Origin of the sequence: Roseomonas sp. HF4, from assembly GCF_005222755.1 — a bacterium.
In the GTDB taxonomy this organism is placed as follows: Bacteria; Pseudomonadota; Alphaproteobacteria; order Acetobacterales; family Acetobacteraceae; genus Neoroseomonas.
The window spans coordinates 34,928-54,055 of the sequence record NZ_STGD01000013.1; the positions used below are offsets into that span (position 1 = coordinate 34,928).

Genomic DNA, 19,128 nt, shown 5'->3' on the forward strand with positions numbered 1-19,128 from the left:
TATAAGGCGCATGCCGGCCGAGGGCGCAACGCCTGCGTGCCGAGCGCGGAGCCTACTTGGTCGGGCGCGTGCCGCGGCCGCGGCCGGCGCCGTCGGACGGATCGGCGTCGGTCAGGCCGGAGGGCGGCCGGCCGCGCCCGCGCCCGGGACCATCGCTCGGGTCCGCATCGGTCACGCCGGAGGCTGCGCGCCCGCGCCCGCGCCCGGGACCGTCGCTCGGGTCCGCATCGGTCACGCCCGTGGCGGCCCGCCCGCGCCCGCGCCCCGGACCGTCGCTCGGGTCGGAATCCGTCACGCCGGAGGCCGCACGGCCGCGCCCGCGACCGGGCCCGTCGCTCGGGTCGGCATCCGTGACGCCGCTGCGACCGCGGCCCGGGGCATCGCTAGGGTCGGCGTCATTCCGCCCGGATTGCGCCGCCGCCGGCGCTGCGACCACCGCCGCGCCCGCCACGGGCGTGTTGATCAACAGGAGCCGGCGGCCCAGCCCCGTGCGCGGTGTCTCGTCGGCCATGGCGTCGTCTCCGGTCGGGCGCGGGGCGCTCGGATTGCACTGGCCCCGAGGGCGAGCCGCCGCCAGGGATGCCGCAGTCTGGGCCTGCCGGGCCGCCGGCGGCAAGCGTCGCCCGTCGCGCATGGCCGCCCGGATCGGTTCGGGCTGGCGGCCGGGCGTCCGCGCCACTAGGTTCCGCCCACCATGGACATGCACCTCCCCGCGGATGCCCGCGTGGCCGCCGAGGCCGCGCGGCGCCGGTCCTTCGCCATCATCGCGCACCCCGATGCCGGCAAGACGACGCTGACCGAGAAGCTGCTGCTCAAGGGCGGCGCCATCCAGCTCGCCGGCCAGGTGCGCGCCAAGGGCAATGCGCGGCGCACGCGATCCGACTGGATGAAGATCGAGCAGGAGCGCGGCATCTCGGTCGCGACCTCGGTCATGACCTTCGAACGCGACGGCGTGGTCTTCAACCTGCTGGACACGCCGGGCCACGAGGACTTCTCCGAGGATACCTACCGCACGCTGACGGCCGTGGACGCCGCCGTGATGGTGCTGGATGCCGCCAAGGGCATCGAGAGCCAGACGCGCAAACTGTTCGAGGTCTGCCGGCTGCGCGACATCCCGATCATCACCTTCGTCAACAAGATGGACCGCGAAGGCCGCGACCCCTTCGACCTGCTGGACGAGATCGAGAAGACGCTGGCGCTCGACGCAGCGCCCGTGGCCTGGCCGGTGGGGCAGGGGGCGGAGTTGCGCGGCGTCTACGACCTGTTGCGCCCCTCGCTCCGAATGCTGGGCTCGGACGCGGTGATCCCGCTCTCCGGCCTCGACGACCCGGCGATAGAGGCGCATGTGCCCGCGGGTTTGGCGGCGACGCTGCGCGAACAGGCGGAACTCGCGGCCGGCGGCTGCGCGGAGTTCGACCTGGACCGCTTCCTCGAGGGCTCGCTCACGCCGGTCTTCTTCGGCTCGGCGCTGCGCGACTTCGGCGTCGAGCATCTGTTGGAGGGCCTCGCCCGCTTCGCGCCGCCGCCCCGGCCGCGCGCGGCCGATGTGCGCGTCGTGCGGCCGGAGGAAGCAAAGCTGTCGGGCTTCGTCTTCAAGATCCAGGCGAACATGGACCCGCAGCACCGCGACCGCGTCGCCTTCCTGCGCATCTGCTCGGGCCGGCTGGAGAAGGGCATGCGCCTGCGCCAGGTGCGCACGGGCAAGCAGGTTCCTGTCAACGCGCCGCTGTTCTTCTTCGCCAAGGACCGACAGGTGGCCGAGGAAGCCTGGCCGGGCGACGTTGTCGGCATTGCGACGCATGGTGGCATCCGGATCGGGGATACGCTGACCGAGGGCGATCCGCTCAACTTTCGGGGCGTCCCCTCCTTTGCGCCGGAGCACCTGCGCCGCGTCCGGCTCGACGACCCGATGCTGGCCAAGAAGCTGCGCAAGGCGCTCGACGAACTGGCGGATGAGGGGGTGGTGCAGGTGTTCCGCCCGCTCGATGGCTCGCAGCCGATCGTAGGCGTGGTCGGGCTGCTGCAGCTCGATGTGCTGCAGTCCCGGCTGCGCGCCGAATACGGCGTGCCCGCGTCCTTCGAAGCCGCGCCCTGGTCGCTGATGCGCTGGATGGCGAGCGAGGACCGCGCCGCGATCGAACGCTTCGCCGCCGCGAGCCGCATGGACATGGCCGAGGACCACGACGGCGAGCAGGTCGCCTTCTTCGGCAGCGACTGGCGGCGCAAGCGGGCCGAGGAGGAATGGCCGATGATCCGCTTCCTGCCGGTGCGCGAGCAGCACGGGCTGGCCCCCGCCTGATCACTCGGTGGCGGGGGCCAGCATTTCCGCGGGCGCGCCGCCCAATCCGGCCTCCCGCGCCGCCGCCACCATCTCCCGCGGCACCAGTGTCCGCAGCCAGGCGTGGCCCGCATCCCGCCGGCGTGCCTCATGCCAGACCTGCCAGATCGGGATGCGGATGGGGCGTCCCGGAACCTCCGAGATCACCATTCCGAACTTCTCGGACGCGATCCGCGCCATGCTGCGCGGCAGCACGCCGAGATAGTCGGTGCGCGAGATGACATAGGGCACCTCGAGGTATTCGCTGACCGTGAGGCGGCTCTCCGCCATCATCTCCCAGAGCCGCCCCTGCAGCGCCCGCGGCCGACGCTCCGGCGCGCGGCGGTGGCAGCGGACGAATTGCTCCTGCGCGAGGTCCTTCCACCCCATGCCCGCGAAGGCCCGCGGGTGGCCGCGGCGTGCGGCGATGACCAGTCCGTCCTCGAACAGCCGGCGGTTCACGAAGCGATCGTCGGTGGCGGGGATCCAGTCCACCGCCAGATCGAGCCGCCCGTCGCGCATCAGGTCCGGCGCGTCGTCCGCCAGGGTGCGGGTGTCGAAGCGCAGCCGCACGCCGGGCGCCTCCCGCTGTGCCGCGTCCTGGAGGATCAAGGCGTAGTCGGGGCCCATCGGATGCGGGATGGCGATTTCGAAGCTGCGCGTGCTGGTCGCGGGGTCGAAGCCGCGCGCCTCCTCGATCGAATTGCGGAGCGTCTCCAGCGCGACGCGGATCTCGGGGAAGATGCGGTTGGCGACTGGCGTCGGCGTCATGCCGGTGGGCGTGCGGACGAACAACTCGTCGCGACACGCATCCCTGAGCCGCGCCAGCGCATGGCTGGTCGCCGATTGGCTCAGGCCGAGCCGTTCGCCGGCACGCGACACGGACCGCGTCTCATGCAGTGCGTCGAAAACCAGCAGGAGGTTCAGGTCGAGACCCTTGAGCGTCGCCATGCCCGATCCTCCAGCGCCAAGGGTGGGCTCCATGCACAGCCTCGTTGCACGGGATGCAAACCGTTCTCTCGGAATGCACGAGCCGGCCCCGTATCGAGACGTCCCGCTCACGAGACGATTTGGGACGAAAGCGCCGTGTTCTTCAAGTTCCGGATGCGCCGGATGCTACGCGAGGTCCTGCGCGACGCGATGCCGGCCAGCCGTGCGGCGGGGCTGCCGGCGCTGTCGACGCAGATCCGCGCGGCCGAGGCTGCGGCGCTGGCCCGCGGCATCGCCTGGACCAGGCTGTCACCGGCGCAGTCGGCGATCCTGATGGCGCACCTGGCCCGTGCCCAGGCGGGGCTCGGTGCCGCAGCGTCGATCAGGATCCAGGCGGCCGTAGGCGCCTTTGCCGGGCGGCAGGGGCTCTCGGGCTTCGAGCGCATGATCGCCGCGTATCTCGCGGAGGTGGAACGGCACGCGGCGCTGGAGCGCCAGGGGTATCCGACGCGTCCGCCGGTCCTTCCGATCGCGCCGGCGGGTGGCGCAAGGCGAGGTTCCGAGACCCGGGCCATGCCCGCCATCGCGGACGCATCGAACCGCATCGCCGTCGCGATGCCGCGGTTCGACGCGGCCGATGATCCGCCGCCCGAATCGTAACGGGGGAGGCCCTGTCGGTCAGGCTCCGGCGTTGTCGAGGCGTCGCCGGCGAACCACCGTCACGTTGCAGGGTGCTTCCGCCGCGACCTTGCCCGACACGCTGCCGAGCAGCCGGCGCGCCATCGAATTTTCCCTTGCGCCGAGGACCAGATGGTCGACGCGGTTGGCCCGGGCGTAGTCGAGGATCGCCTCCGCCGCGTCGGTCGCCTCCAGCACGTGGAAGGTGACGCGCGCCTCCGGCAGGCCGAGCGGGCGCGCCCAGTGGCGCAGTTCCACCAGCCGTCGGACATGGGGGTTCACCTCCGCCCCGGTGCTCGGGCCCCGCAGCACGTTGAGGCAGGCGAGCCGCGCTTCCGGCCGGCCGGCCAGTATCTTGGCCATCTGGTCGCGGAGCAGCGCGCCCAGCCCTTCGCCCCCCTGCGATAGGTCGAGGGCCACGGCGAAGATCGGAGCCCCGGCGACCTGGCCCGCCGTCCCGCGCGGCGGCGGCGCCGGGGGCTCGGGCCTCAGCCATCGGCGCAGCACCACCAGCGGCGGATCGCGCCGCTTCTTCGTGGCCCGCGGGCCGAGCGCCACCTGGTCCGGGTGGCGCAGCGCGAAGGCGAGCTGCGCGGCGCTGGGGTAGCGACGATCCGCGACGGGCTCGAGGCAGCGGAGCATGATCTCCTGCAGCCAGGGCGGGATGGCTGGGTTGCGCCGGCGCGGCGGCACCGGGTCCCGCCACTGCCGGCGCTTCACTGCGCGGAGGTGCTGCGGTGCGCCGAAGGGCAATTCCCCCGTCGCCAGCTGGTACAGCACCGTGCCGAGGGCAAAGAGGTCGCTGCGCGGGTCGCTGCGCAGGCCGAGCGCCTGCTCGGGCGCCATGTAGGGCGCGCTGCCGTAGGGCAGGCGGAATTCCTCGGCCATCAGGTCGGGGAGCTGTTCGTGGTGCGCCAGGCCGAAATCCGCCATCACCGCGGTGCCGTCGGGACGGAACAGGATATTGGCCGGCTTCACGTCGAGGTGGACGACGTGCTGGCGATGCAGGTCGTCCAGCGCCTCGGCCACGGCGGCACCGATCGTGGCGACCTCCTCGGGCGGCAGCGGCAGGTCGCGCAGCCGGGCCGACAGGCTCGGCCCCTCGATCCGCTCCATCACGACGTACGGGTCGACCTCGAAGCCCGCCTGCGCGACGAAGAGCGGCACGTGCGGCCCGGACAGCCGCGGCAGGATCATCTGCTCCATCTCGAAGGAGACGATGGCGGCCGGGTCCTCCCCTGGGCGCAGGCGCGGCACCTTCATCAGCAGCGGCAGCGTGTGGTCCGGGTGGGTCACGCGGAACAGCAGCGCCATGCCGCCTTCGTGCAGCACCTCGCCGAGTTCGAAGCCGTCGATGCGGGCGCCCGGCCGGGCCATCCGCTCAGCGACCCAGGAACAGCCGGTCGGCAAGCCGCTCCGGCAGGCCGGCGGCACGGATCTTCGATGCGGCCGCGGCGATGTCGTAGGGCACGCGGACCCATGTGATTTCCGGCGTCGTCGTGTCGAGCATGCCGTAGCAGGCGGCCGGGTTGCTGTCGCGCGGCTGGCCGACCGCGCCGAGCACGGCAAGCCAGCGGCGGCTCCGTGCCAACGGCACGGGCGCCCCCGTGACCGGCCGGAACGGCGTCAACTTCCCGGACTCCCCGAGGCTGTAGAGCGCCGGCCGATGCACATGGCCGCAGACGGTGATCGCCGCCTCGGTCGCGTCGAGGCTCCGGCGCGCCGCCTCGGCATCCGTGACATAGTGCCAGGCGCCGGGGTCAGACGCCTCGGCGTGGACGAGCAGGCAGCCCTCGATCTCGGCGCTCAGCGGCAGGCCTGCGAGGAAGCGGCGCTGCCCGGGATCGAGCCTACGGTGCGTCCAGGCGATGGCGGCTGCGGCCACGTCGTTCATGCCGGGACTGCGCCCGGCCGCGGCGGCCTCGTCATGGTTCCCGAGCAGCGCGAGCGCGCCGGCCGCGACTTCCTGCACCGCCAGGTCGAGCACCGCCTCCGGGTCCGCGCCGTAGCCCACGAGGTCACCAAGCAGCACGACGCGGTCCGCCCCGCCGGTGCGGGCATGCTCGAGGCAGGCGCGGAACGCTTCGAGGTTGCCGTGGATGTCGGCGAGGATCGCGATGCGCAAAGCGGGGCGATCCTAGGACAGATAGTGGCCGGGGCGTAATCCGATCGCCGGGCGGGCTCAATCGGCCAGGACGAACAGCAGCAGCAGGCTGCGCTGGAACCGGCTCTCGTTGTCGTCGGCGACGAGGCTGACGAGGGTGCGCCCGCCATGGCGCACGGCCGCTACGCCTTCCCAGTTCTCGGCCGGCAACGGCGCGCCGTCGAGGCGCAGCACCTCCTCCCCGGCCAGCACCGCCCCGGGGCGCGCCGTGGCGAGCGTCGCGGCCGCCAACCGCACCAGCCGGGCGGCAAAGCCGCCGAGCAGGCTGAAGCGCCGTTCGAGCACCAGCGCCCCGCCATCGGGCAGGCCCGCGGCATCCACCGGCGCGAAATCCGACCCTGGTCGCCAGGCGACGGGCATCCAGCGGCCGGGCGTGCCGATCCAGCCCTGCCGCAGCGCCGGCGCCCCGTCCGGGGCCAGGTCCTCGGTCAGGGCGAACAGCCGCCCGTCCGCCAGCACGGCGAGGCTCTCGAGACCGCCATTGCCGGGGGCGCGGTCGAGCCCCGGTGGCGCCTCTACATAGGTGCCGGGGCCGTCGAGGCGGCCATAGGCCCGGATGCGGTGCCATCGTTCGAAGGCCACGAGCCAGGTGCCGTCGGGCAGGCGGGCCAGCGCCTCGGCATCCGCCGCGCGGCCGCGCCGGAGCGGCCGGCCGCCGCCGTCGCGCAGCGGCCCGGCGCCGAGCGGCACGAGCGTCGCCGCCCGGCCCGCGGCGTCGAGCCCGATGCGTGCCTGCGCCCAGCGGCCGCGGTCGTCCACGAAGCTGGCCACCAGGTCGGCATCGAGATGCAGGCCCGAGAGGTTAGCGGCGCCGAGCCGGTCCGCGTCGATCTCGAAGCCGCCGAGGCTGCGGAGCAGGCCGTCCAGCGGCACCGGCGGCAGCACCCGTCCGGCCGGGGTGCGGCCGCCCGGCGCGGCGGCGCAGGAGCCGAGCAGCGCAGCCGCGGCAAGGACGCCACGCCGTGTCGTCAGCGGCGGAGCCCCCGGGCCGCGCCGCGCCGCATCAGATCAGCACGGGGCTACGCTCGGCCGCAGCGCGCTGCCACGCCTCGGCGGCGTCCTCGTCGAACAGCTCGGCCAGCTTCTTCATCATCGTCCCGCCGAGTTCCTCGGCGTCCACGATGGTAACCGCGCGGCGGTAGTAGCGCGTGACGTCGTGGCCGATGCCGATGGCGATCAGCTCGACCTGGTTGCGGCCCTCGATCTCGTGGATGACCTTGCGCAGGTGGCGCTCGAGGTAGTTGCCCGGGTTCACCGACAGGGTGCTGTCATCGACCGGCGCGCCGTCGCTGATCACCATCAGGATGCGCCGGTGTTCCGGCCGCGGCAGAAGGCGCCGATAGGCCCATTCCAGCGCCTCGCCGTCGATGTTCTCCTTCAGAAGCCCCTCGCGCAGCATCAGCCCGAGGTTCTTGCGCGCGCGACGCCAGGGCGCATCCGCGGCCTTGTAGACGACATGGCGCAGGTCGTTGAGGCGGCCGGGATTGCGCGGCTTGCCCTCCTGCACCCAGCGCTCGCGGGATTGACCGCCCTTCCACGCGCGGGTCGTGAAGCCGAGGATCTCGGTCTTGACCGAGCAGCGTTCCAGCGTGCGCGCCAGGATGTCGCAGCACATCGCCGCCACCGTGATGGGGCGCCCGCGCATCGAGCCCGAATTGTCGATCAGCAGCGACACGACGGTGTCACGGAAATCCGTGTCGCGCTCGTGCTTGTAGGACAGCGCGTGCATCGGGTTGGTGACGACGCGCGTGAGCCGCGCGGCGTCGAGGATGCCTTCCTCGAGGTCGAATTCCCAGGCGCGCTGCTGCTGCGCCAGCAGGCGGCGCTGCAGCCGGTTCGCGAGCTTGGAGACGACGCCCTGCAGGTGGCTGAGCTGCTGGTCGAGCTGCTGGCGCAGCCGGTTCAACTCGTCCGGGTCGCAGAGGTCCTCGGCCTCGACCACCTCGTCGAACTGCGTCGTGAAGGCGTGGTAGCGCGTGGTGTCGTCGACCTGCGGCACCTCGCGGCGCTGCTGCGGGCCGCCGGGCTTGTCGTCGCCATCGGCGGCGGCACCGTCCTCCTCGGTCTCCTCGGCCTCCTCGTCGGAGGCCTCGCCCTGCATCTGCTCGGGCTGCGCGCCCAGCATCTGCTCCTCCTGCTCGGACTGGCTCTGGCCCTCGCCGGACTGGTCCTGCTGCGGGCTGCTCTCGCCGCCTTCCTCGCCTTCCTCGTCCTGCTGCTCGCTCTCGGCCTCGACCTCCGCTTCCGCCAGGTCCAGCGCGGTCAGCAACTTGCGCGCCGCCTTCGCATAGGCTGCCTGGTCGTCGGCGCTGACCGCCATCTCGGCCAGCGCATCGTCGGCCGCGGGGCCGAGCGTGTCGCGCCAGAGGTCGAGCACGCGATGCGCGATCTCCGGTGCCGGCTGGCCGGTCAGGCGTTCGCGCGCGATCAGGCCTAGCGCCGCCGGGAGCGGCAGCTGGTCCTTCCGCGTCATGCGGTCGTAACCCTCGGCCTCGCATTCCTCGGCGAGCTTGGCGCGCAGGTTGGCGGCCACGCCTTCCATGAACTTCGAGCCGACAGTCTCGACGCGCACCTGCTCCAGCGCGTCGAACACCTCGCGCGCCTCGCGCCGGCCGGGAATGCGGCTTGCGTGCAGGCTCTCGTCGTGGTGGCGCAGGCGCAGCGCGGCGGCATCGGCCGCGCCGCGCAGCTTCGCCATCTCGGCCGGCGGCAGGGCGCGTGTGGGCAGCGGCAGGCGCACGCGCTTGCCAGCGACGCCCGAGGGGCCGGGCTGGAAGGCCACCTGCACCTCCGGGTCGGCATGCGCGACAGCGCGCAGTGCGCCGGCGGTGGCGCGCTTGAACTCTTCCTGGCGCGTCAGGTCCTGCTTGCCGGACATGTGCTTGGCCTCCGCTGCGCTTCGGCGGGGCCGGCCCGATTCAGACTTCGCTCCTCGCGACTGCGGCGCTGCGGGGCTTCGTCATCAGGACGGCCGTCTGCGTTACTGCATCGGCAAGGGCGGGATGTCCCGCGCCTGCCACGCCTTGCTCACCCTGCCTTCTTCAGCAGTCCCGTCGAGACTTCCTCGTTGAAGCAGCGCTGGTAGTACTCGGCCACCGTCGCGCGCTCCGCCTCGTCGCACTTGTTGAGGAAGGTCAGGCGGAAGGCGAAGCCGATGTCGCCGAAGATGCGCGCGTTCTCGGCCCAGGTGATGACCGTGCGCGGCGACATCACCGTGCTGATGTCGCCCGCGATGAAGCCGGCGCGGGTCAGGTCGGCGAGCGCGACCATCGCCTCGACCTGCTTCTTCATCTTCGGATCGCCCTCGGCGCCCATCTTGGCGAGCACGATGTCGGTTTCCTGCCGGTGCGGCAGGTAGTTCAGCGTCGCCACGATCGACCAGCGGTCCATCTGGCCCTGGTTGATCTGCTGCGTGCCGTGATAGAGGCCCGTCGTGTCGCCCAGGCCGACCGTGTTGGCCGTCGCGAACAGGCGGAACCAAGGGTTCGGCCGGATCACCTTGTTCTGGTCGAGCAGCGTGAGCTTGCCCTCCACCTCCAGCACGCGCTGGATCACGAACATCACGTCCGGGCGGCCGGCATCGTATTCGTCGAACACCAGCGCACAGGGGTGCTGCAGCGCCCAGGGCAGGATGCCTTCGCGGAATTCCGTGACCTGCTTGCCGTCCTTCAGGACGATCGCGTCCTTGCCGATCAGGTCGATGCGGCTGATGTGGCTGTCGAGGTTGACGCGGATGCAAGGCCAGTTGAGCCGCGCGGCCACCTGCTCGATATGCGTGGACTTCCCGGTGCCGTGGTAGCCCTGGATCATCACGCGCCGATTGAAGGTGAAGCCCGCAACGATCGCGAGCGTCGTCTCCTTGTCGAAGCGATAGGTGTGGTCGATTTCCGGCACGTGCTCCGTGCGCACCGAGAAGGCCGGCACCTCGAGGTCGATGTCGATCCCGAAGGCCTCGCGTGCCTTCACCTTGGTGTCCGGGGCCTCGATTGCCGAGGTCGGGCGGATTTCGGAAATCTGGGCAACCTTGTTCATCGCGAGTCCGGTTCCGTCACAGAGAAGACCATACTAGGGGTCGCGCGGCGATCCGGCTACCCGGCCGCTGCGGCCTCGGCCGGCGCATGCTGGCCGGCGCGCGCGGGAACGCGGCGCTTCAGCAGGCTGTAGGCGCGGTTGATGTCCTTGAACTTCTCCTCCGCGCTGCGATCCCCGCCCGTCGCATCCGGGTGGTGGCGCTTCGCGAGGTCCTTGTAGCGCGCGCGCAGTTCCCCCTGGTCGAGCGGCCAGGAGAGGCCGAGCAGTTCGAGCGCGGCGCGCAGTTCGGGCGGCGCCTGCGTCTCCTCCCGGGGGCGGCGGCGCGACGTCGGCGCCTCCTGCCCGAGCACCGAAAGCGGGTCGCGCAGCAATTCGGGGTCGAACCGGCCCGCGCCGCCGAGCCGCCCGAGCGGCCAGGACGGGCGTTGCCAGGATGTGTCGGCGCGCAGCGCTGCCTCGATCTCGTGGGGCCCCATGCCCTTGTAGAAATCCCAGGCCGCATTGTAGGCGCGGACATGCGGCAGGCAGAACCAGAGGAAATCCATCAGGCGGCGGTCGCGCGGCGCGCGGAACAGCCCGGGCTCCAGGCAGCCCGGATGATCGCAGCGGCGGGGCGGTTCGCCGGCGGGCTCGAATTCCGGCGCGGCCTTCCTGCCATGTCGGCGCATCCGATCCTTATGGGCAGCGTCCCGCCCGACCGCAAGCGGCGTAACGTCCCGCAAACACGCATGATGCAAAGTCGCGCGACGCCCCTTGGCACCGCCCGCCAAAGACCCGAAAAGCCCCCATGATGCAGAACCGTGCCGACCGCATCCGCGCCGCCCTCGAGGCAGCCTTTCCCGCCGCCCGCATCGAGGTGCAGGACGACAGCGCGCAACATGCGGGCCACGCCGGCGCGCGGCCGGAGGGCGAGACGCACTACAGCGTCCTCGTCGTCGCGCCCGCCTTCGCCGGGCAGTCGCGCGTCGCGCGCTCGCGCGCCGTCCATGCCACGCTTGACGCCGAGTTCCGCACCGGTCTCCACGCCCTCGCGCTTCGCCTGCTGACGCCCGAGGAAGCGGCCGCCCGCTGATGCCCGGGGCCGACACCCGGGTGCTGTTCGAAGACCGGGAAATCCTGGTGTTGCATCGGCCCGGCCCGTCGGATCACACGCTCGTCACCTTCGCCGATCTCACCTTCCGGCCCGCCGGGGCCCACTTCTGGGGCCGCGAGGCGGCCGAAAAGCTCGGGCGCGACGCGATAGGCTTCGTCGCAAAGCGGGAGAACTGGTACCCCGTCGGCTCCGTCCGTGCCGCGGCCCCCCTGGTGCGCGCCGCGCTGAAGCCGCGTAGCATCGCCTACGGCTACAGCATGGGCGCCTACGCCGCGCTCAAGCACGGCGCGTTGCTTGGCGTGTCCGGCGCGCTCGCGGTTTCGCCGCAGGCGAGCATCTCGCCGGCAGAGGTGCCCTCCGACGACCGCTTCCATCGCTTCCACCGGCCCGGGCTGCATGCGGGGATGCGCATCGCCGCCGAGGACCTGGCACCCTTCGCTGCCGTGCTGGCCGACCCCTACGATCCGACGGACTGGCCGCATGCGGCGATGGTGGCGGCCGCGGGCCCCGTTCACCTGTTGCGGGCACCCCTGGCTGGCCATGCCGCGATCTGGCTGCTCGCGGGCTCCGACGCGCTGGCCGAGATCCTGGAACCAGCGCTGGCGGGCGACATCGCGGCCATGCGCACGCTGCTGAAGGCGCGCCGGGCGCAGTCGGGCCATTGGTTCCGCATGATGGGACGTGCCGCCCTGCGCCATGGCCATGCACGCCTGGCCGCGACGTTGTGGGACCGCGCCGCCGCGCTCCGGGTCCCGGCGCCGGTCCTGGCCGCTGAGCGTGTCGAAGCCATGGCCGACCGGGCGCAGCGCCTGGTCGAGGCCGGCCGAAAGCCAGAGGCTGCCGCAATCTGCCGGGCTTTGCTGGACGAGGCCCCCTGCGCCGCCGTCGCGGTCGCCCGCGCGGCGCATGTGCTGCTTGCCGCCGCGCCGCCGGCGGAAGCCGAGGCCGCCTTCCGCCATGCGCGCAAGCTGGGCGCCGCGCCCGATCTGGAAATCGGGCTGAGCCTGGCGCTGGCCGCGCAGGGCCGCATGGCGGAAGCGCTCGACGTCGCGCGTGCCGCACATGCGACCCGGCCGGCGGATGTCGATCTTGCGAGCCACTACGGGCACCTCCTGATCGCGGCGGGACGCGCGCACCAGCAGGAAGCCGAGCGGGTGTTCCGCGCGGTGCTGGCGCGCCAGGCCGGGTGTGGCATGGCGCTTTATGGCCTTGCCGTCGTGCTCGCCGACCGGGGCGAGACTGCACAGGCCACAGCGATGGCCCAGCGCGCCGCGACGCGGCTGCCGGGCCATGCCGATGCCCTCGCGCTGCTTGCCCGGCTGCTGCTGTCGGGCGGGGAGGCGGCGAGGGCCGAGCGGCTCTTTCGGCGACTGCAGCGCGGCTTCCCCGGGCGTGCCGACGCGTGGCTCGGCCTGGCCGACGCGCTCGAGGCACAGGGCCGCCGGACGGACGCCCTGGGCGCCCTGCGCCGTGGCTTGGCGCTGATGCCGGGGGAGGCCGCGATCGCCGCGCGCCTGCGCGCCTTGACGCGGCCGGCAGGCCTTCGCGCGCGCCTGCGGGCCGGGCTTCGCGGCCTGTTCGGTCGGGTGCGGCCTGGTCAGTAGGTGAAGGGCACGCGCAGGCGGGCGCCCGGCGCCGGCTGGCGTAGCAGCCGATCCTCGACATCCTGGGGATTGCTCGAGTCGCGCGCGGTGCCGACCCGCGGCGCGTTCGGGTCGATGAGAGCGGGGTCGAGCCTGGGTGCACCCTCGCGCGACCTGTCTCCGCGCGGCGCCTCAAGGTCGCGGTCCGGCACCGGGGCAGGGGCCCAGGTCAGCGCATCGGGCGGCGAGGGCGGCGGCAGCGGGATCGGATCGTTGCGGTGGCGCCGCCGACCCGCCGGAGGCGACTGGGCCGCGAGCGGGCCGGGCAGGAGGAGAAGGCTGGCGAACAGGGCAACGCGGCGCTTCACGCTTCCCCCCCGGGCAGCGGCCGGATGCCCCGGGGATCCTCCGAAGGGTTCAGCGCGACGCCGCCCGCGGGGCCCTCCCGCCAGGCGCGCAGCGCCCACCGGACGGAGGGAAAGGCGAGATCGTCCCAGGGAATGTCGCCCCAGGCGAAGCGCCGCACCTCCAGGCTTTCGGGCCCCGCCTCGAAGCCCGGTTCCGCCAGCCGGGCGCGGAAGATGACCTGCACTTGGCCAAGGCGGGCGATGGAATAGACGGCGAGCACGCCCTCGAGCGCGATGCACGCGCGCGCTTCCTCCCAGGCCTCCCGGCGGGCACCTTCCTCGACGGTCTCGCCCATTTCCATGTAGCCGGCGGGAATGGTCCAGAAGCCCGAGCGCGGCTCGATCGCGCGGCGGCAGAGCAGGACGGTGTCGCCTTCGGCGACGATGGAGCCCACCACCACCTTTGGGTTTTCGTAGGCCACGTGCCCGCAATCGGGGCACATCAGGCGCTCGCGGTCGTCGCCTTCGGGGATGCGCCGGACGAAACGGGACATGCCGGCAGGATGCCGCCGCGCCCCGCGCCGCTGCAAGGCTTCGCCGCGACGGGCGGGTCAGACCCTGACGTCGAGCAGCGAGCCGCGCGGCATGGTCTGGGCCGGCGGCGCGCTGCCCGCCGGCGGCGCCGACTGCAGGATGCGCTGCGGCGGCGGCGGCGCGCCGCGCGCGGCCTCGGCCGTTCGGTCGGGCCCGCGCACCGGCTGGATGCCGGCGGTGCGGCCGACTTCCTGTGTGAAGGCGGCAAGGGAATTCGCGCTGATCATGCGCAGCATTGTCCAGGTCAGCCGTGAAGAATGGCTTAAACCCGAGCGGTTTCGGGGCCGGGACGGGCGAGGGGGGGCGATGCGCATGGCCGCAGCCTGCGGCCGATCCCCGTTAACCTTCCAGCAACCTGTGGCTGTATCCTGGGCTGGGCAGGAGGGGGCGCGATCAATCCGCCTGGAGCGCCGCGACCCCCGGCAGCGTCTTGCCTTCAAGCCATTCCAGGAAGGCCCCGCCGGCCGACGAGACATAGGTCATGCGCTCCGCCACCCCGGCATGGCGGAGCGCCGCGACCGTGTCCCCCCCGCCGGCGATCGACTTCAGGGCGCCGGACTGGGTCAGCGACGCCACCGTCTCGGCCAGCGCGACCGTCGCGGCGTCGAAGGGCGGCGTCTCGAAGGCGCCGAGCGGGCCGTTCCAGACCAGCGTCGAGGCGCTGCGCAGGCGCTGCTCGATCGCGCGCTCGGTCTCCGGTCCGACATCGAGGGCCATGGCATCGGCCGGAACGGCCCCGGCGCGCACCGTGCGGGTCGGCGGGTGCGGCCTGAATTCATCGGCCACGACCAGGTCCACCGGCAGCACGATCTCGCAATCGGCGCCGCTTGCGGCGTCGAGGATGGCGCGCGCTGACGCGTGCAGATCAGGCTCCTGCAGCGACTTGCCCATGGCATGGCCCTGCGCGGCGAGGAAGGTGTTCGCCATCGCGCCGCCGATCACGAGCACATCGACCTTCTTCATCAGGTTGCCGAGCAGGTCGAGCTTGGTCGAGACCTTGGCGCCGCCGACGATCGCCACCACCGGCCGCGCCGGATTGCCGAGCGCGGCGTCGAGCGCCTTCAACTCCGCCTCCATCAGGCGCCCGGCAAAGGCGGGCAGCAGGTGCGCGACGCCTTCCGTGCTCGCATGCGCGCGGTGCGCGGCCGAGAAGGCGTCGTTCACGTAGGCGTCCGCCAGCGTCGCGAGCGCCGCGGCCATGGCGGGGTCGTTCGCCTCCTCCCCGGCATGGAAGCGCGTGTTCTCGAGCAGCAGGATGTCCCCGTCCTTCATCGCGGCGACGGCGGCCTCGGCCGCCGGGCCGATGCAGTCGTCGGCCCAGGCGACCGGCCGGCGCAGTGCGGCCGACAGCGCCTCCTGCAGCGGCTTGAGCGACATCTCGGGCACGCGCCTGCCCTTCGGCCGGTCGAAATGGCTGCAGACGATCACCCGCGCGCCGTCATTGGCCAGTTCCGCGATGGTGGGACACATCCGCTCGATCCGCGTCCGGTCGGTGATGCGGCCGTCCTTGACCGGCACGTTGAGGTCCGCGCGCAGCAGGACGCGCTTTCCCTTGGCATCCAGCGCGTCGATCGTACGGTAGGACATCGCGTGAAGATCCTGGCGAGGAGGGACGGAATGATACGGTGGGCCGCAGTGTTCCTGATGCTTCCGGTCCTAGCATCGGCGCAGCAGGCGTTCCAGTTGCCCTCGGGCAACATTCACTGTGCGGTGTTCGAGGGCGAGCTGCGCTGCGACGTTCTGAACTTCTCCTACGCGCGTCCGCCGCGCCCGCCCGGCTGCGACCTCGACTGGGGCGGCGCGGTGATGCTCGGCGGCAAGGGGCCGGCCGGCGTCATCTGCCATGGGGACACGGTGGCGGACCCGGGCAACCCCGTGCTCGGCTACGGTCGCGCCTGGCAGGGGCCTGGGATGGCCTGCACCGCGGCGCCGACCGGCCTCAGATGTGCCAATGGCGACGGCCGGGGCTTCGAGATGGCGCGGGCGCGGCTGCGGCTGTTCTGATCGCCGACCGCCGGTTTCGCGCGTCCGCGAAGCGTCCTATTCCAGCGCCATGCCTGCCAGTGCCATGCCGGATCCCGCCCTGACGCGCCACATCGACGCCTGCAACAACGTCGCCTCGCCGGCGGGGCTCATTCCGTTCCGCCTGGGCGCGGCGCAGGTGGGCTGGATGACGGCGGACCTGGCGCAGGCGCTGACCTTCCGCCCGCGCGACTTCCATTTCGATGCCGATGGCGTGGCGCTGGCCGGCCGGCTCCGCAGCCCCGGCCAGCGGAGCGAGGCCCTGTCCCGCACCCTGCCCGCGCTCGCCGCCGGCGGCTTCCTTAGGATCCGCGGCGAGCCCTTCGACGTGCGGGAGACGAGCGACGGCCCGGTGCTCGCCACGCTCGACCGCGGCGCCCTGCCGGCCTTCGGCGTCATGTCGCAGGGCGTGCATGTGAACGGCCTGGTGCGCCGCGCGGACGGGCTGCATCTCTGGGTCGCCATCCGGGCGAAGGACAAGGCGGTGGCGCCGGGGCAGCTCGACAACGTCGTCGCCGGCGGCATCCCCGCGGGGCTCTCGGCCGAGGAGACGCTGGTGAAGGAAGCGGCCGAGGAGGCCTGCCTGCCGCCCGCCCTGGCGGCGACGGCGCGCCCGGTGGGCCGCGTCTCCTACGTCATGCGCAATGCCGAGGGGCTGCGCCGCGACGTGCTGCATTGCTTCGACCTCGACCTGCCGGAGGGCGTGGTGCCGCGACCGGGCGACGACGAGGTCGAGCGCTTCGAGCTCTGGCCCGCCGCGCGCGTGCTGGCGGCGGTGCGCGGCACCGACGACGTCAAGTTCAACGTCAACCTGGTGCTGATCGACCTGTTCCTGCGCGAGGGGCTGGTCGCGGACCCGGACGGCAGCCTGCGCGCGGGCCTCGACCAGGGGCCGGATTGACCGCCGGCCGTATGGCGCCATCTGCGGCGCATGAGCAGCACCACCGCCGACCGCACCATCCCCGCCGCCTGGCCCGCCTGGCTGGTGGGCGAACTCCGTTCCGACCATGCCGGGGAGACCGGGGCGGTCAGGATCTACGACGGCATCCTGGCCTTCAGCCGCGACCCGGCCGTGCGCGATTTCGCGGAGCGGCACCGCGCGACCGAGCAGGGCCATCTCGACCTGCTGGAGGACCTCCTGCCGCGCGCCGAGCGCAGCCGGCTGCTGCCCATCTGGCGCGTCGCCGGCTGGCTGACCGGCGCGCTGCCCGCCCTGTTCGGCCCGCGCGCCGTCTTCGCGACCGTGGACGCGGTCGAAACCTTCGTCGACCATCATTACCGAGCCCAGACCGAGCGTCTGGAGCGCGAGCGCATCCTGCCCGAGATCCACGCCCTGCTGGAGCGCTGCCGTGAGGAGGAGGTCCACCACCGCGACGAAGCGCGCGAGGCCGGTGCGGGCCCGGCCCATGGCCCCGTGCTGCGCGCCTGGGCCTGGGTGGTGGGAAGCGGTTCCGCGGCGGCCGTGGCGGCCGCGAAGCGCATCTGAGCGCCGCACGCACCGATTGCAGGCCTGCAACCACAGGGGGCGGGACTCGCCAGCGCCGGCCGGGCATAAGACTATGCCTGATCGGCCGGCGATTCCGGCCCCATGACGTGACTGACAGGAGAGGCCTGCTGCCATGACGCGCACCCGCGCCTTCGCGAAGGCGGCCCTGCTCGCCTCGGTTGCCCTGCTGCCCGCCTGCGGCCTGTCCGTCGAGCGGACCGAGCGCGTCACCGGGCTCGAGCGCGACCTCGCCTCCTCCCGGGCGCAGGGCCGCGAACTGACCTCCCGCGTCGAGGACCTGGAACGCACCCTGGGCGCCGAGCGCCGTGCGCGCGGCGACCTCGCGGCGATCGAGCGGCGCCTCGCCATCGCAAGGCGCGACCTGTCCGCCGCCGAGCAGGGGCGCGGCACGGCGGACCAGCAGACCACCGCGCTCCGCCAGCGGCTCGAGGAGGAGACGCGGCGGCTGGCCGACCTGCAGTCCCGTTCCGAGCAGACGCAGCTGCAGTTGCAGGCCCGCCAGGGCGAGGTGGCCGAGGCCGACCGCCGACTGGCCGCGCTGCGCGGCGACACGGCAACCGAGCAGCAGCGCTTGGCCGGCCTGCGCGGCGACATCGCGACCGCCGACCAGCGCCTGGCCGGCCTGACCTCCCGCGCGCAGGAGGAGGAGCGCAGGCTCGCCGGCCTCGGCCAGCGCACGGCAGCGGAAGAGACGCGCTTGGCCAACCTGCGTGCCGCCGCGGCCGCCGAGGAGCGCCGCCGCGACGGCCTCGCCGCCGATGCCGCCGCGACCGAGCAGCGCCTGGCCGGGCTGAACCAGCGCGCCGCGGCCGAGCAGCAGCGCCTTGCGGACCTGCAGGCACGCAATACGCGGGAAGCCAATGCGCTGCGCGAAGCCGAGCAGCGCCTCGCCCAGACGCGGGAACAGATCAACCTCGCCGAGGGCCAGGCCAATGCCCGCCGGCAGTCGGTGGCGCAGCTCGAGGCCGAGATCGGCCGCCTGACTGCGACGCGCGACCAGACCGCCGCCGAACTCCGCGGCCTGCAGACGCGCGTGGCGGAACTGCGCAACGAGGTCGCCGCCGCCGAGCGGCGCCTGGCCGAACTCCGCAACAGCACCGGCGCCGAGGAACGGCGGCTCGAGGCACTGCGCGGCGAGGCCGCGACCGCCGAGCGCACATTGGCCGAGCGCCGCGCCGCCGCCGCCGAGGCCGAGCGCCGCGCCGCCGAGGCTGCCCGGACCGCCACCGCCGAGACCGAGCGCGCCCGCACCCAGATCGAGGAGGCCCGCCGCGCCGCCGGCGCCGTCCAGGCCTCCCGCGGGGAGGCGGAATCGCTGCAGCGCCAGTCCGAGGCGTTGCGCCAGGAACTCGCGGCGTCCGAGCGGCAGCGCCAGGACCTCGCGCGGCAGGCCGAGGCGCTGCGCGGCGACGTCGCCGGCTCCGACCGGCGCCGCGCGGAACTCGCCGCGCAGATCGAGGCGCTGCGCGCCGATGTCGCGGCCTCCGACAGTCGCCGGGCGGAACTCGCGGGGCAGGTGGAGCGCCTCCGGGGCGAGGTTTCGGCCGCCGACCAGCGCCGCGCGGCCGTGGCGGGCGAGGCCGAGAGCGTCCGTGCGAGCGTGGCCGCGGCCGAGCGCCAGCGCGCCGAGGTGGCGCGCCAGGTGGACGCCATGCGCGCCGAGGTGGCCGCGGCCGAGCGCCGCCGTGCCGAGATCGCGGGCCAGATCGCAGCGACCGAGGCCCGGCTCGCCGAGCGGCGCAACGAACTGGCCGACCTCGAATCCCGCGTCCGCCGGGCGCGCGAGGCCGGCGGCCCCGACCCGATGAGCGTGGTGGTGCCCGGCCAGACGCCGGCCGCGCCGGCACCGGCGCCGCGCTGA

The 19,128-nt window shown here is 73.2% G+C and carries 20 protein-coding genes; 8 read left to right on the forward strand and 12 right to left on the reverse strand.

All coding sequences use genetic code 11. The features are described from left to right. Positions 1–52 precede the first annotated feature (52 nt). Positions 53–511 carry a hypothetical protein gene (locus tag E8M80_RS18595; RefSeq protein ID WP_137127221.1) on the reverse strand — a complete coding sequence of 153 codons (459 nt, stop codon included), beginning with the start codon at positions 509–511 and terminating at the stop codon, positions 53–55. 183 nt (positions 512–694) lie between these two features. Between E8M80_RS18595 and E8M80_RS18600 the strand changes: the two genes are divergently transcribed. Beyond that, positions 695–2,299, forward strand: a complete 1,605-nt coding sequence (locus E8M80_RS18600) for a peptide chain release factor 3 (protein ID WP_137127222.1) — start codon at positions 695–697, stop codon at positions 2,297–2,299. Here the strand turns inward: E8M80_RS18600 and E8M80_RS18605 are convergent, their stop codons facing one another. After that, a complete protein-coding gene (locus tag E8M80_RS18605; protein ID WP_170979496.1) occupies positions 2,300–3,268 on the reverse strand; it encodes a LysR substrate-binding domain-containing protein in 969 nt (322 codons plus the stop codon). A 135-nt stretch (positions 3,269–3,403) separates the two neighbouring features. On the opposite strand from E8M80_RS18605, the gene E8M80_RS18610 reads away from it, so the two are divergent. Then, positions 3,404–3,907: a hypothetical protein gene (locus E8M80_RS18610; protein WP_137127224.1), complete on the forward strand. Its 504-nt coding sequence runs from the start codon at positions 3,404–3,406 to the stop codon at positions 3,905–3,907. Between the two features lie 18 nt (positions 3,908–3,925). Here the strand turns inward: E8M80_RS18610 and E8M80_RS18615 are convergent, their stop codons facing one another. The 6 genes from E8M80_RS18615 to E8M80_RS18640 all read right to left on the reverse strand — a co-directional run bounded on the left by E8M80_RS18615 (position 3,926) and on the right by E8M80_RS18640 (position 10,789). Next, positions 3,926–5,302: a bifunctional serine/threonine-protein kinase/universal stress protein gene (locus E8M80_RS18615; protein WP_137127225.1), complete on the reverse strand. Its 1,377-nt coding sequence runs from the start codon at positions 5,300–5,302 to the stop codon at positions 3,926–3,928. Between the two features lie 4 nt (positions 5,303–5,306). Continuing rightward, the gene (locus E8M80_RS18620; RefSeq protein WP_137127226.1) at positions 5,307–6,050 is read right to left on the reverse strand and encodes a metallophosphoesterase; all 744 of its coding nucleotides are present in this window, start codon (positions 6,048–6,050) and stop codon (positions 5,307–5,309) included. Positions 6,051–6,107: 57 nt separating this feature from the next. Continuing rightward, positions 6,108–6,974, reverse strand: coding sequence for an esterase-like activity of phytase family protein (locus E8M80_RS18625; RefSeq protein WP_170979497.1), 867 nt, complete (start codon positions 6,972–6,974; stop codon positions 6,108–6,110). A gap of 118 nt (positions 6,975–7,092) precedes the next feature. Then, the gene (gene cobT / locus E8M80_RS18630) at positions 7,093–8,967 is read right to left on the reverse strand and encodes a cobaltochelatase subunit CobT (RefSeq protein ID WP_137127228.1); all 1,875 of its coding nucleotides are present in this window, start codon (positions 8,965–8,967) and stop codon (positions 7,093–7,095) included. Positions 8,968–9,116: 149 nt separating this feature from the next. After that, positions 9,117–10,121 carry a cobaltochelatase subunit CobS gene (cobS, locus tag E8M80_RS18635; RefSeq protein WP_137127229.1) on the reverse strand — a complete coding sequence of 335 codons (1,005 nt, stop codon included), beginning with the start codon at positions 10,119–10,121 and terminating at the stop codon, positions 9,117–9,119. 56 nt (positions 10,122–10,177) lie between these two features. Then, positions 10,178–10,789 carry a J domain-containing protein gene (locus tag E8M80_RS18640; RefSeq protein WP_137127230.1) on the reverse strand — a complete coding sequence of 204 codons (612 nt, stop codon included), beginning with the start codon at positions 10,787–10,789 and terminating at the stop codon, positions 10,178–10,180. Positions 10,790–10,908: 119 nt separating this feature from the next. Here E8M80_RS18640 and E8M80_RS18645 point away from each other — a divergent pair, with 119 nt between their 5' ends. Both E8M80_RS18645 and E8M80_RS18650 read left to right on the forward strand, forming a co-directional pair. Next, complete coding sequence (locus E8M80_RS18645; RefSeq protein WP_370287461.1) at positions 10,909–11,193, forward strand: BolA family protein; 285 nt, start codon at positions 10,909–10,911, stop codon at positions 11,191–11,193. Continuing rightward, complete coding sequence (locus E8M80_RS18650) at positions 11,193–12,818, forward strand: tetratricopeptide repeat protein (RefSeq protein ID WP_137127231.1); 1,626 nt, start codon at positions 11,193–11,195, stop codon at positions 12,816–12,818. Before E8M80_RS18645 ends, E8M80_RS18650 begins: the two co-directional genes overlap by 1 nt. Here the strand turns inward: E8M80_RS18650 and E8M80_RS18655 are convergent. The 4 genes from E8M80_RS18655 to E8M80_RS18670 form a co-directional block, all read right to left on the reverse strand. Next, positions 12,812–13,165 (reverse strand): hypothetical protein, encoded by a 354-nt coding sequence (locus E8M80_RS18655; RefSeq protein ID WP_137127232.1) that lies wholly within the window; start codon positions 13,163–13,165, stop codon positions 12,812–12,814. The two genes, E8M80_RS18650 and E8M80_RS18655, sit on opposite strands and share 7 nt — an antisense overlap. Next, entirely contained in the window at positions 13,162–13,698 is a 537-nt protein-coding gene (locus E8M80_RS18660; RefSeq protein ID WP_137127233.1) for an NUDIX domain-containing protein, read from the reverse strand. The genes E8M80_RS18655 and E8M80_RS18660 overlap by 4 nt, the downstream gene beginning before the upstream one ends. A gap of 57 nt (positions 13,699–13,755) precedes the next feature. Further along, on the reverse strand, positions 13,756–13,965 hold the full coding sequence (locus E8M80_RS18665) for a hypothetical protein (protein ID WP_170979498.1): 210 nt from the start codon (positions 13,963–13,965) through the stop codon (positions 13,756–13,758). A 166-nt stretch (positions 13,966–14,131) separates the two neighbouring features. Continuing rightward, entirely contained in the window at positions 14,132–15,325 is a 1,194-nt protein-coding gene (locus E8M80_RS18670; RefSeq protein ID WP_137127235.1) for a phosphoglycerate kinase, read from the reverse strand. Between the two features lie 57 nt (positions 15,326–15,382). On the opposite strand from E8M80_RS18670, the gene E8M80_RS18675 reads away from it, so the two are divergent. The 4 genes from E8M80_RS18675 to E8M80_RS18690 all read left to right on the forward strand — a co-directional run bounded on the left by E8M80_RS18675 (position 15,383) and on the right by E8M80_RS18690 (position 19,128). Then, a complete protein-coding gene (locus E8M80_RS18675) occupies positions 15,383–15,742 on the forward strand; it encodes a DUF6636 domain-containing protein (protein WP_370287463.1) in 360 nt (119 codons plus the stop codon). 64 nt (positions 15,743–15,806) lie between these two features. Continuing rightward, a complete protein-coding gene (locus tag E8M80_RS18680; RefSeq protein WP_137127237.1) occupies positions 15,807–16,661 on the forward strand; it encodes an NUDIX hydrolase family protein in 855 nt (284 codons plus the stop codon). Between the two features lie 30 nt (positions 16,662–16,691). Continuing rightward, positions 16,692–17,246: a demethoxyubiquinone hydroxylase family protein gene (locus E8M80_RS18685; protein ID WP_137127238.1), complete on the forward strand. Its 555-nt coding sequence runs from the start codon at positions 16,692–16,694 to the stop codon at positions 17,244–17,246. 133 nt (positions 17,247–17,379) lie between these two features. Then, the gene (locus E8M80_RS18690) at positions 17,380–19,128 is read left to right on the forward strand and encodes a hypothetical protein (RefSeq protein ID WP_137127239.1); all 1,749 of its coding nucleotides are present in this window, start codon (positions 17,380–17,382) and stop codon (positions 19,126–19,128) included.

Coding starts and splice junctions, on each gene's coding strand:
- cobT (WP_137127228.1), bottom strand. CDS start 8,967: ATGTCCGGCAAGCAGGACCTGACGCGCCAGGAAGAGTTCAAGCGCGCC.
- E8M80_RS18670 (WP_137127235.1), bottom strand. CDS start 15,325: ATGTCCTACCGTACGATCGACGCGCTGGATGCCAAGGGAAAGCGCGTC.
- E8M80_RS18640 (WP_137127230.1), bottom strand. CDS start 10,789: ATGCGCCGACATGGCAGGAAGGCCGCGCCGGAATTCGAGCCCGCCGGC.
- E8M80_RS18680 (WP_137127237.1), top strand. CDS start 15,807: ATGCCGGATCCCGCCCTGACGCGCCACATCGACGCCTGCAACAACGTC.
- E8M80_RS18690 (WP_137127239.1), top strand. CDS start 17,380: ATGACGCGCACCCGCGCCTTCGCGAAGGCGGCCCTGCTCGCCTCGGTT.
- E8M80_RS18595 (WP_137127221.1), bottom strand. CDS start 511: ATGGCCGACGAGACACCGCGCACGGGGCTGGGCCGCCGGCTCCTGTTG.
- E8M80_RS18605 (WP_170979496.1), bottom strand. CDS start 3,268: ATGGCGACGCTCAAGGGTCTCGACCTGAACCTCCTGCTGGTTTTCGAC.
- cobS (WP_137127229.1), bottom strand. CDS start 10,121: ATGAACAAGGTTGCCCAGATTTCCGAAATCCGCCCGACCTCGGCAATC.
- E8M80_RS18675 (WP_370287463.1), top strand. CDS start 15,383: ATGCTTCCGGTCCTAGCATCGGCGCAGCAGGCGTTCCAGTTGCCCTCG.
- E8M80_RS18600 (WP_137127222.1), top strand. CDS start 695: ATGGACATGCACCTCCCCGCGGATGCCCGCGTGGCCGCCGAGGCCGCG.
- E8M80_RS18650 (WP_137127231.1), top strand. CDS start 11,193: ATGCCCGGGGCCGACACCCGGGTGCTGTTCGAAGACCGGGAAATCCTG.
- E8M80_RS18645 (WP_370287461.1), top strand. CDS start 10,909: ATGATGCAGAACCGTGCCGACCGCATCCGCGCCGCCCTCGAGGCAGCC.
- E8M80_RS18665 (WP_170979498.1), bottom strand. CDS start 13,965: ATGATCAGCGCGAATTCCCTTGCCGCCTTCACACAGGAAGTCGGCCGC.
- E8M80_RS18685 (WP_137127238.1), top strand. CDS start 16,692: ATGAGCAGCACCACCGCCGACCGCACCATCCCCGCCGCCTGGCCCGCC.
- E8M80_RS18660 (WP_137127233.1), bottom strand. CDS start 13,698: ATGTCCCGTTTCGTCCGGCGCATCCCCGAAGGCGACGACCGCGAGCGC.
- E8M80_RS18615 (WP_137127225.1), bottom strand. CDS start 5,302: ATGGCCCGGCCGGGCGCCCGCATCGACGGCTTCGAACTCGGCGAGGTG.